This is a genomic window from Pasteurella testudinis DSM 23072 (assembly GCF_900176075.1).
Taxonomy (GTDB): Bacteria; Pseudomonadota; Gammaproteobacteria; order Enterobacterales; family Pasteurellaceae; genus Chelonobacter; species Chelonobacter testudinis.
Genome location: NZ_FWWV01000067.1, coordinates 90292 through 101063, shown reverse-complemented (window position 1 = coordinate 101063; position 10772 = coordinate 90292). Strand labels below are relative to the sequence as shown.

Annotated in this window: 11 protein-coding genes; 10 read left to right on the top strand and 1 reads right to left on the bottom strand. The window is 33.8% G+C overall.

From position 1 onward, the window contains the following. A partial coding sequence (locus B8880_RS13275) for a transposase family protein (protein ID WP_143933398.1) occupies positions 1–204 on the bottom strand: 204 nt, incomplete at its 3' end. Positions 205–426: 222 nt separating this feature from the next. Here B8880_RS13275 and B8880_RS13270 point away from each other — a divergent pair. Genes B8880_RS13270 through B8880_RS13225 form a run of 10 tightly spaced genes read left to right on the top strand, consistent with a single transcriptional unit; the run spans position 427 to position 10758 of the window. Beyond that, positions 427–1059 (top strand): acetyltransferase, encoded by a 633-nt coding sequence (locus B8880_RS13270; protein WP_084258049.1) that lies wholly within the window; start codon positions 427–429, stop codon positions 1057–1059. Continuing rightward, complete coding sequence (gene neuB, locus B8880_RS13265; protein ID WP_084258048.1) at positions 1052–2095, top strand: N-acetylneuraminate synthase; 1044 nt, start codon at positions 1052–1054, stop codon at positions 2093–2095. Before B8880_RS13270 ends, neuB begins: the two co-directional genes overlap by 8 nt. Positions 2096–2097: 2 nt before the next feature. Further along, positions 2098–3360 (top strand): cytidylyltransferase domain-containing protein, encoded by a 1263-nt coding sequence (locus B8880_RS13260; RefSeq protein ID WP_084258047.1) that lies wholly within the window; start codon positions 2098–2100, stop codon positions 3358–3360. Beyond that, positions 3357–4520 carry a UDP-N-acetylglucosamine 2-epimerase gene (gene neuC / locus B8880_RS13255; RefSeq protein WP_084258046.1) on the top strand — a complete coding sequence of 388 codons (1164 nt, stop codon included), beginning with the start codon at positions 3357–3359 and terminating at the stop codon, positions 4518–4520. Before B8880_RS13260 ends, neuC begins: the two co-directional genes overlap by 4 nt. Positions 4521–4530: 10 nt before the next feature. After that, the gene (locus tag B8880_RS13250; protein WP_084258045.1) at positions 4531–5751 is read left to right on the top strand and encodes an alpha-2,8-polysialyltransferase family protein; all 1221 of its coding nucleotides are present in this window, start codon (positions 4531–4533) and stop codon (positions 5749–5751) included. 26 nt (positions 5752–5777) lie between these two features. Then, positions 5778–6971: a DUF6716 putative glycosyltransferase gene (locus B8880_RS13245; RefSeq protein ID WP_084258044.1), complete on the top strand. Its 1194-nt coding sequence runs from the start codon at positions 5778–5780 to the stop codon at positions 6969–6971. A 13-nt stretch (positions 6972–6984) separates the two neighbouring features. Continuing rightward, entirely contained in the window at positions 6985–8148 is a 1164-nt protein-coding gene (locus B8880_RS13240) for a polysaccharide biosynthesis/export family protein (protein WP_084258043.1), read from the top strand. 14 nt (positions 8149–8162) lie between these two features. Next, on the top strand, positions 8163–9320 hold the full coding sequence (locus tag B8880_RS13235) for a capsule biosynthesis protein (protein ID WP_159460761.1): 1158 nt from the start codon (positions 8163–8165) through the stop codon (positions 9318–9320). Continuing rightward, positions 9320–10117: an ABC transporter permease gene (locus B8880_RS13230; protein ID WP_084258042.1), complete on the top strand. Its 798-nt coding sequence runs from the start codon at positions 9320–9322 to the stop codon at positions 10115–10117. The genes B8880_RS13235 and B8880_RS13230 overlap by 1 nt, the downstream gene beginning before the upstream one ends. After that, positions 10114–10758 carry an ABC transporter ATP-binding protein gene (locus tag B8880_RS13225; RefSeq protein WP_084258041.1) on the top strand — a complete coding sequence of 215 codons (645 nt, stop codon included), beginning with the start codon at positions 10114–10116 and terminating at the stop codon, positions 10756–10758. The genes B8880_RS13230 and B8880_RS13225 overlap by 4 nt, the downstream gene beginning before the upstream one ends. Positions 10759–10772 lie beyond the last annotated feature (14 nt).

Sequence of the window (10772 nt, the reverse complement as noted above, 5' to 3'; positions counted from 1 at the left end):
ATCGACCGGGATGCCGCGCTCAAAAGGTAAATATTGACGCAACCACGCCAAATGATATTCCCCGAACCGTTTAATGTCCGTCCAACCTTCCGCACCGGAAATGACGGCGCTCATGGTCAGAAAAATGATTTCAAGAAAAGGATATTTTTGGTTGATATCTTTACGCGGGTCTTCCAATTGACCGAAAAAGCGGAATAAGTCCATGACGTTACCTTGTATTTTAACGTATTAAAGGCTTATTAGATCATATTTTGAGGAAAAGTGCGATCTTGCCCTGTGATGATAATAGGCTTTAAGAATAAAAAATAATGATAAAAATCAAAGAATGAAAATATGTGATATTGATTGATAAGCATATATAGAAGTACTACTATATGAAAGAGAATTGTGCCATCATATGAAACATTTTAAGAGAGTGAAGTAAAAATGCGCGAAAAACTAATCATTATCGGAGCAGGTGGCTTTGCCAAATCTGTCTTGGATTCTTTAGATTTGAATAGATATGACGTTGTAGGATTTGTTGATTCTTTTAAGGATATTGGCACATCCTATTTGGGATACTGTGTTTTAGCAAATGATATTAAATCTCTTAAGGATAAAGAAAATTATAAGTATTTCATTGCGATAGGTAATAATCGTTATCGTTACGAAAAATATCAGATACTTAAAGAGTATGGGCTAGAAACAATTACTGTTGTCGATAGCACAGCATTTGTATCGCATATGGCGAAAATAGGTGTTGGTGTTTATATAGGCAAGTTAGTGATTGTAAATAGTTGTTCGGTAATTGGTGATAATACTATTGTGAATACCAAAGCATTGGTTGAGCATGGTAACAGAATAGGAAATCATTGCAATATTTCAACAAATGTGACACTAAATGGAGATGTGAGTGTCGGTGATTTTAGCTTCATTGGGAGTAGTTGCGTAACAAATGGACAAATTACTATTGGTACCAATGCACTAATTGGTTCGGGATCTGTTATAATCAGAAACGTTCCCGATAATGTTGTCGTCGCAGGTGTTCCTGCAAAATATTTGAGAGATAATCATGAGTAAAGTATATATAGTAGCTGAGATTGGATGCAATCATAATGGAGATACACAACGCGCAAAATTGATGGTTGATAAAGCTAAAGAATGCGGAGTTGATGCGGTTAAATTTCAGACATTCAAAGCTGATCGCTTAATATCAAAGTTTGCGCCAAAGGCGGAGTATCAGAAAAAAGTTACAGATGCTGATGAAAGCCAGCTTGATATGACTAAAAAATTAGAATTGAGTTACGAAGATTATGCTTCATTAGAGCAATATGCTATATCGTTGGGATTAGATGTATTTTCGACTGCATTTGATATGGAGTCGGTAGATTTTTTGGCCTCTCGACAACAGAAAATTTGGAAAATTCCTTCGGGCGAATTGACGAATCTTCCGTATCTAGAAAAAATTGCAAAGTTACCTATATCAGACAAAAAAATTATCATATCAACAGGTATGGCAAGTGTTGAAGAAATCCAAATTGCATTAGACATTCTTGTTAAAAATGGAATGAAATCGAAAGATATCACTGTATTGCATTGTAATACCGAATATCCAACGCCATTGAAAGATGTTAACCTAAAATCTATTATTGGGTTACAAAAACAGTTTCCTGAATTTCAAATTGGCTTTTCAGATCATTCGGAAGGTTATTTTGCTGGTGTTGCAGCCGTTGCATATGGCATAAACTTTATCGAAAAACATTTTACGTTAGACAAAAATCTACCTGGCCCTGATCATAAAGCTTCGGTAACTCCTGAAGAGCTGGCTCAATTGTGTAAAGGTATTAGGATTGTTGAGCAAGCATTAGGCAGTGAGGAGAAACTGGTTACCGATTCTGAGAGAAAAAATAAAATCGTTGCCAGGAAATCCATTGTTGCAGATAAGAGTATTAAAAAAGGTGAAATTTTTACCGAGCAAAACTTAACAACAAAAAGACCAGGGAACGGCATTAGTCCTTTACATTGGTATTCTTTGTTGGGGAAAGAAGCACAGAAAGATTTCCAAGAAGATGAACTCATTGTTGATACACGGTTTTGCAATCAAGAAAGTGACTGAGTATGAAACGAATTGCTATTATTCCGGCTCGTTCCGGTTCTAAGGGACTACCCAATAAAAATGTATTGTTATTAGAAGGCAAACCTTTAATGGCATATACGATAGAAGCCGCAATTAAATCAAAAGTTTTTGATAAAATTGTGGTTTCGACTGATTCAGAAGAATATCGAGATTTAATTTCAAATTATCCAATTGATATCGTCATTCGTGATAAATCAATTTCGGGAGACTCATCTAGTTCCTTTGTTGTAATAAAAGATGTTTTAGAGAGATATTCGGCAGAGGAATTCGCTTGTTTCATGTTATTGCAACCGACTTCTCCTTTGCGCAACTCTACACATATCAACCAAGCAATAAAATTATTTGAAGATAAAATCGATGATTTTGATTTTCTTGTTTCTGTTGTTGAATCGGATAAGTCTTCAATATTAATAAGACCTATAGCTGATGATGGCAGCTTATTACATTTTGATACCGATTTTGCTAATTATACTAGGCAACAATATAGTGAATATTCGCCTAATGGAGCAATTTTTATAGCAAAACCTGATTCCTACCTAACTAAAAAACATTTTTTTGGTGATAAGTCCTTAGCTTATGTTATGGATAAAAAAAGCTCATTAGATATTGATAATAGAGATGATTTTGAGTATTTATATTTTCTTTTAACATTAAAAAATAAAAGAAAAAACCTTGATCTTGCTATTCAGAAAAGAATAACTGAAAAAAAATCCAGTTTTAATTATTTTAAAGATATTACATTGATTGGACATTCAATGTTTGATCAATGGGATATAGAAAAATTGGGCAAAAATAGTGTTAATAATTTAGGTATTTCAGGGATAAACTCGCAAGAATACTTGGATCTTATTATTAATAAAAATATTTTAAAAGTATTAGGTGATAAAGTATTAATATTCTTAGGAACAAATGATATTGTTCTAGAAAACTGGAAAATAGAGGATAGCATTAAATGGATTGATGAAATTATTTCAAAATTAATTCAAATTAATCCTAATGTTAAAATTTATTTACTTGAAACATTGTACACAACATTTCGAGCAGATAGAGAAAATCAAGTTATTAAGAAATTGAACGATAGTTTGCGTAATGTATTTTCAAACAAAGTTAACTTTGTTGAACTCAATCATATTATGTCCGACAAATATGGAAAGTTGAATTTTGACTACACCAATGATGGATTGCATTTGAACTCATACGGATATCAAGTGTTAGAAAAAATCATCATAGAGGCAATAAAATGAAAAAATCAATAGCTTATATAACAGGATCTAGAGCCGAATATGGTATTGTCAAACGCTTACTGCGTTCATTAGATAATGATGATAGCTTGGAATTACAGATCGTAGTTACAGCTATGCATCTAGACCCGAAATATGGAAATACCTATCGGCAAATTGAGAAAGATGGATTTAAAATTCATAAATCTATTCCTATCAATATGAATAACTCGAATAATGCGGAGGTTACAGCTTCTATGGCTGACTGCTTGCAACAGTTCGGTGAGTATTTTTATAAAGAGAAGTTTGATGCAGTTATTATATTAGGTGATCGTTATGAAATGATGTCAGTTGCTATTGCCGCAGCAATGCATAATATTCCGATAATCCATTTACATGGCGGTGAAAAAACATTGGGCAATTATGACGAATTTATTCGCCATAGCATCACTAAAATGTCGCGCTTGCATCTCGTTGCAACCGAAGAGTATCGAAATCGGGTTATTCAGTTAGGTGAGCACCCGAACACAGTGTTCAATGTTGGGGCTTTAGGGGCTGAAAATGTCACAAAACTTCAATTACTTTCTAAAGATGAATTAGTTAAAAATAATTTAATAGATTCTTCAGATAAGCCATATTTTGTTGTTGTTTTTCATCCTGAAACTATTACAGGAAAAGATATTACAGAACAAGTGAAGGAGTTATTATCTGCTTTGGATCATTTTAAACAATTTAACTTTGTTTTTATTGGTTCAAATTCAGATACCGGTTCAGATAAAATTTATCAGATGATCACAACATTTACGAAGGAAAGAAACTATAAATTCTTTACTTCGGTTTCAACTGAAGAATATCTGTCTCTTATTAAAAATTCATGTGGTTTAATCGGTAATTCTTCGTCAGGGTTGATTGAGGCACCAACACTAAAAGTAGGAACGGTGAATATTGGTGAACGACAAAAAGGACGAGTTCGTGGTGAAACCGTTGTAGATGTTATTACGGAGTGTCATTCTATTATCGAGGGTATTAATAAAATTATTTCGGCTCAATTTATTAGCGAATTACCTAACATGAAAAATCCATATTTTCAAAGTAAAGTATCTGAGAATTGTCATCAGTATATAAAATCTTTTTTATTATCAATTCGAGAATTAGCCGTTAAAGATTTTTTTGATATTAAGTAATGGACGTATTATGAGCAAATTTACTAAGTTTATATTTAACCCCAAAAAGTTTATAAAAGAATCTTGGCTATTCAGGTATGGCTTTCCACATACATTTAAATCTATTGATAATTTGTTTGTAATATCCCATTTAGGTCAATTAGGGCAGGTTGAGGCTTTAATAAATAAAGAAAGATTTGTTAGAAGTTATTTGTTAATACTCTATACTAAGAAAAATTTAAAAGTTCCAAAAGCTATCTTAAATAAAGTAAATAAATCATTATTTACACGAGTAAATCTATTAGAACTACCAGTAAAACCTAATGAAATTAACATTAAAAAATTAACATATTTAGATAATAGTTATGAAAAACTTATTAGAGAAATAAAACCAAAGAATCTATTTGTATTAAGTTTTGAAAAGCACTATTGTCTTTTAATTTCTCGATGTATTGAACGAAAAGTTAAGATTAACCTAATTGAAGAGGGAACAGCGACTTATAAATATAGCTCATCACGAGAAGCTATTGATACCTTAAAAAATAATTTGACCCCAAAAGAAAAAAAAGTAGCATTATTAATTAATATATTACCATTCTTTAAGAAATTAAGGCCTGCGCTGACTATTCCGAAAGAATTGGATAATACTTATTCATGTTTTCCAAAACGATTAGAAAATATTTTTTCCATAAAAAAATCAAAATACTTTTTCATTCATGAGGGCGGTGGTATTATTAATGAAAAAATAATTAATTTAAATAATAAGTATAATATCACAGAAAATGATATGGTTTTCTTGAACCAAAGATATCCAATTCCTGTTGCTATTTATGCGAATAAATTATTGTTTATTCTCAGTCTTTTTGCTGAAAAGTTACAAGGTAGAGTTTTTATTAAACTACATCCGAAAGATACAATAGAATTAAAAGAAGCTTTAAGAGAAAGCATTCATAATATGGGGTATGCAGAATCAGTTTTTTTGATTGATGAGAGCGAATTTCTAGTAGAGCCATTAATATATTTAGCTAGGCCAAAATTAGTCCTTGCATTAACTTCTACAACCTTAGTGTATACGAAGTTATTATCTGAATATTCTAATCCTATATCAATTTATCCTATATTAAAAGGTAAGTTACTTGAAGATATGAGTTATTCTGATAAGTACTTTGCTGAAGTTGAAAATCACTTTTCTATTTTAAAGAAATTTGATATAGCATTAATTAATGAAGATATGGATATTGCTGAAGCTTAAATCTTCATACTGTAATGGTGGCTTATATGTATAATATTCTAGTTATTGCAACATATGACTCTTTTTTACGTTCTGCACTAATATTGTCGAAGCGTATTAATGCATCGAAAATTACAGTTTCTATTAACTATACTCAAAAGAATCAATTGTCAGTTAAACAATTAAATGATATTGGGCTAACCGGAGAATATAAAGTCTTAGAACTATATAAGCTCTCAAAGAAAGATTATGCACAGTATGATATTATTATACTCTCAATCGGAAATAACTTATCTAGACAATTTCTAACTAATTTTCATCGAGATTTTCTTAGTGAAACAGATAGACCGCTCTTGATTTCAATTTTTGCAGGTGTTATTTTTGGACAGACTGATACTATATTATGTAAAATTGATACGGATATATTGCTAGCAAACTGTAAACAGGACACAGAAATAGCAAAAAGACTATCAGAATTATATAATGGTAATATTGAGATTATTAATTATGGTCTTATAAATATTGATAATCGGCGATTCTCTTCAAATAAAAAGGAAGAAAAAAATATTTTTTTTATTGATCAAGTAAAAATACCTTATTCGAGACAAGAGAGAACCTATGTCCTTTCTAAGTTAATCGACTTTGCGCGTTCCTATCCAGATAAAAATGTTTTTATCAAATCAAGAGTGTTGCCTGGAGAAGTTACCGTACATAAAGATAAATACTCTTATATAAATTTAATTAAGAATTTTAATGATGTTCCGAAAAATTTATCTTTTAGATCGGAAAATATCAATGATTTATATAATGAAATGGATCTATGCATCTCTTTTTCTTCAACTGTAATTCTTGAAGCGCTTTACTACAAAATCCCTGTAGCAGTAATCAGTGATTTGGGAATTTTAGAGCGTTATGCTTCAAATTTTTTTCTTGATAGTGGATTGCTTATTTCTTTTGATAAATTAATATCTGGAAATAGAGTGTCTGTAAAGCATGAATGGTTTGATAAATATATTGATTTCATAGACCATAGAGATGCTGTTTTATCAAGAACAATAAAGGAAAAATTAATTTCAAAAAAAATATATACCAAAGATGATGTGTTATTTGGCGGTGCATATGCTTTCAAGCGTGAGGGCGATATAAAGCAAAAAGCAAAAAAATTAATCAAACACCCAATATTGTTTTTTAGAGATTCAAAGTATCTAAAAGCAATAAAGCAAGCTTTTAAATTTACCTAAAAATGGTTTAGTTATGAAAAAAATATCTCCTATTTTAATGGGTTGTTTATTAACAGCCTGTAATATCATGCCAACTTCTGGGCCGAGTCAAAGTCGAGTCATGGATTTACATAATCAAGGTCATGAAAATATTCCGACCGTTGAAGTGGTTGAAGTTGAAGACATGGTAGCTACCGCACTTTTTAACCAACAACAGGCACAATCATTTAGCCATTTTGCTAATGCAAATAGCTATAATGGTGCGGTGAATGTGGGTGATACACTGGATGTGATGATTTGGGAAGCGCCGCCAGCCGTATTATTCGGCAGCGTACTCAATCAAAATGGTACCGGCGGTGCGCAACTGACGAGTTTACCTGAGCAAATGGTGAGTGAAAGCGGAAAAATTACGATTCCGTTTTTAGGTGCAATTGCAGTACGGGGTAAAACACCGGAGCAGATCCAAAAAGAGATTGTGCGGCGTTTGTCACCGATGGCTAATCAGCCGCAAGCGATGGTGCGTTTGGTGAAAAATAATTCTGCCAATGTAACGGTTTTACGACAAGGTAATAGTATCCGTATGCCGCTGACTGCTCATGGTGAACGGGTGTTGGATGCGGTAGCTGCTGTTGGTGGGGCAACAGAAAATGCTTATGACATATCGGTCCAGTTGACAAGGGGGCATGAAGTTAAGACGATCTCGTTGGAAAAATTAGCATCTAATCCAAACGAAAATATTAAATTGCGTTCTGGTGATGTGATTTCATTACTGAATAATCCACTGAGCTTTACCGCACTTGGGGCGGTGGGCAGTAATCGCGAAGTGCGGTTCTCGGCTAAAGGCTTGACATTGGCTGAAGCCATCGGACGCATGGGCGGCTTGATTGATACCCGCTCTGATCCGCGTGGTGTCTTTGTGTTTCGCTATCTGCCGTTTGAAAAACTCAGCGCGCAAGATAAAGCCACTTGGCAAGGGCGTGGTTACGGCGTGGGAATGGAGGTGCCGACGGTGTACCGGATTAATTTATTAGAACCTAAGTCATTATTCTGGCTGCAACGTTTCCCGATTCAAAATAAAGATATCGTTTATGTGTCTAATGCACCATTGGCGGAATTCCAAAAATTCTTGAGAATAATTTTCTCAATTACTTCGCCGGTAACAAGTACCGCAAATAGCGTAAATAATTTATCGGATTAATGGAGAAATAAGAAATGACAGAAGCAACATTAATCGCAGAAAAGAAAACATCAATGCCTAAGACAAAAAAAAATGTGAAAAAAGTATGGAAAAGATTTAATCCGTTATTTTGGATTACCGTGCTTATCCCAACGTTTTGTTCAATTTTTTATTTTACATTTTGGGCATCGGATGTCTATATTTCTGAATCCAGTTTTGTAGTTCGTTCTTCGCGTAATCAAGCTTCCCTAAGCGGTGTGGGAGCGTTATTACAAAGTATCGGATTTGCTCGATCGCAAGATGATACTTATACCGTTCAAGAATTTATGCGATCTCGTAATGTACTGGAACAATTAGAAACCATATTACCTATGCGTAAATATTATGAAGATAATGGAGATTTTTTCAGCCGTTTTAATGCCCTAGGGTTAAACGGAGAAAAAGAAGCTTTTTACCACTATTTTCAAAAGCAAGAAGTCATTAATTTAGATTCTGTGTCTGGTATTGCCACGTTAAATATTCGAGCTTTTAATCCGGAAGATGCGCAGAAAATAAATATTGAATTATTACGCTTAGGTGAAACATTAATTAACCGCTTAAATGAGCGAGCAAGAAAAGATACGATTATTTTTGCAGAACAAGCGGTTAAAGATGCTGAGGTTAGAGTGACTGACTCGGCTACTGCATTGAGTGAATATCGAGTTAAATATGGAATTTTTGATTTGCAAGCTCAGTCTGACGTTCAATTAACACTCATTTCAAAATTACAGAGTGAATTAATTAATATTCGGACTCAGCTAGATCAGGTGCGTGCAATTTCACCACAAAACCCACAAGTGAAAACTTTGCAGGCAAGAGAAAAAAGTATCCGCGCTGAAATTCAACAACAAATTCAAACTATTTTTGGTGGAAATGATTCAATTGCCAATCAAACCGCAGAATATCAACGCTTGGTTTTAGATAATACATTAGCTCAACAGCAATTAACAACGGCAATAACCTCTCTACAAAATGCGAAAGGGGAAGCTGATCGTCAGCAACTTTATTTGGAAGTCATTAATCAGCCAAGCAAACCGGATCTAGCATTAGAACCGTTTAGAATCTATAATATTTTTGCGACTTTTATTATTGGATTAATCCTCTATGGGATTTTAAGTTTACTTCTAGCCAGTGTGAGAGAGCATAAGAACTGATGCAATATGGTGACCAAACAACTTTAAAACAATCCTTTGCGATTCAACGTCGAGTGATTGGCGCATTATTAATGCGAGAGATTATTACGCGTTATGGCCGTAAAAATATAGGTTTTCTATGGTTATTAGTAGAACCATTACTATTTACTTTATTAATTGTTCTTATTTGGAAATTTATTAGAGCAGATCGTCATTCTACATTAAATATGGTTGCCTTTATCATTAGTGGCTATCCGATCGCGATGATGTGGCGTAATGCCTCAAGAAAAGTAATTGGTGCAATCTCGGCTAATATCAGTTTATTATATCACCGCAATGTTCGAGTATTGGATACCTTATTAGCAAGGGTTATCTTGGAAGTGGCCGGAGCAACTTTAGCCCAAATTACCATAATGTTTTCTCTAATTATGTTAAATTGGATTGAGCCGCCAAAAGATATTTTTTATATGTTATTGGCGTGGTTATTAATGGCAATGTTTGCATTTGGATTGGGGTTAATTATCTCCGCCATTGCATTTTATTTTGAAGTATTTGGTAAAATTTGGGGAACCTTGAGTTTTGTAATGTTACCGCTCTCGGGGGCATTTTTCTTTGTGCACTCACTACCGACACGAGCACATGAATATGTGTTGTGGCTGCCGATGGTACACGGCACAGAAATGTTTCGGCATGGATATTTTGGTTCCAGTGTTGTTACTTATGAAAATCCTTGGTATTTGCTAACCTGTAATTTAGTGATGCTGTTAGTTGGATTGCTTATGGTTAAAAACTTTAGTAAAGGAATAGAACCATCATGATTCAAGTAAAAGATGTGAGCAAACGTTACCTCACTCGCAACGGGTGGCGGACGGTTCTACATGATGTTAATTTTGACTTACAAAAAGGTGAAAAGATCGGTATCTTAGGGCGAAACGGCGCAGGCAAATCCACATTAATTCGTTTAATCAGCGGAGTTGAACCACCAACAACCGGAACTATTGAGCGCAATATGAGTATTTCTTGGCCTTTAGCATTCAGTGGTGCGTTTCAAGGCAGTTTGACAGGAATGGATAATTTGCGCTTTATCTGTCGGATTTATGATGTTGATGTTGATTATGTCAAGCGTTTTACAGAAGAGTTTTCCGAGCTGGGTGACTATCTATACGAACCGGTAAAAAAATATTCATCGGGAATGAAAGCGCGCTTAGCCTTTGCTTTGTCACTCTCGGTGGAATTTGATTGCTATTTGATTGATGAAGTAATCGCCGTGGGGGATTCGCGCTTTGCTGCCAAATGTAAATATGAATTGTTTGAAAAGCGAAAGGATCGCTCTATTATTTTAGTTTCGCACAGTCCATCTGCAGTCAAACAATACTGTGATAATGCCATGGTATTAGATAGCGGTATGATGAAACAATTTGATAGTATTGACGAAGCATATAAATATTATAATCAGTAAGTAATAAGTTAGTG

What these genes read in the sequence shown, in the direction of transcription:
- B8880_RS13225 (WP_084258041.1), top strand. Translation starts at nt 10,114, where the DNA reads ATGATTCAAGTAAAAGATGTGAGCAAACGTTACCTCACTCGCAACGGG.
- B8880_RS13240 (WP_084258043.1), top strand. Translation starts at nt 6,985, where the DNA reads ATGAAAAAAATATCTCCTATTTTAATGGGTTGTTTATTAACAGCCTGT.
- neuB (WP_084258048.1), top strand. Translation starts at nt 1,052, where the DNA reads ATGAGTAAAGTATATATAGTAGCTGAGATTGGATGCAATCATAATGGA.
- B8880_RS13250 (WP_084258045.1), top strand. Translation starts at nt 4,531, where the DNA reads ATGAGCAAATTTACTAAGTTTATATTTAACCCCAAAAAGTTTATAAAA.
- B8880_RS13245 (WP_084258044.1), top strand. Translation starts at nt 5,778, where the DNA reads ATGTATAATATTCTAGTTATTGCAACATATGACTCTTTTTTACGTTCT.
- B8880_RS13260 (WP_084258047.1), top strand. Translation starts at nt 2,098, where the DNA reads ATGAAACGAATTGCTATTATTCCGGCTCGTTCCGGTTCTAAGGGACTA.
- B8880_RS13230 (WP_084258042.1), top strand. Translation starts at nt 9,320, where the DNA reads ATGCAATATGGTGACCAAACAACTTTAAAACAATCCTTTGCGATTCAA.
- B8880_RS13270 (WP_084258049.1), top strand. Translation starts at nt 427, where the DNA reads ATGCGCGAAAAACTAATCATTATCGGAGCAGGTGGCTTTGCCAAATCT.
- B8880_RS13235 (WP_159460761.1), top strand. Translation starts at nt 8,163, where the DNA reads ATGACAGAAGCAACATTAATCGCAGAAAAGAAAACATCAATGCCTAAG.
- neuC (WP_084258046.1), top strand. Translation starts at nt 3,357, where the DNA reads ATGAAAAAATCAATAGCTTATATAACAGGATCTAGAGCCGAATATGGT.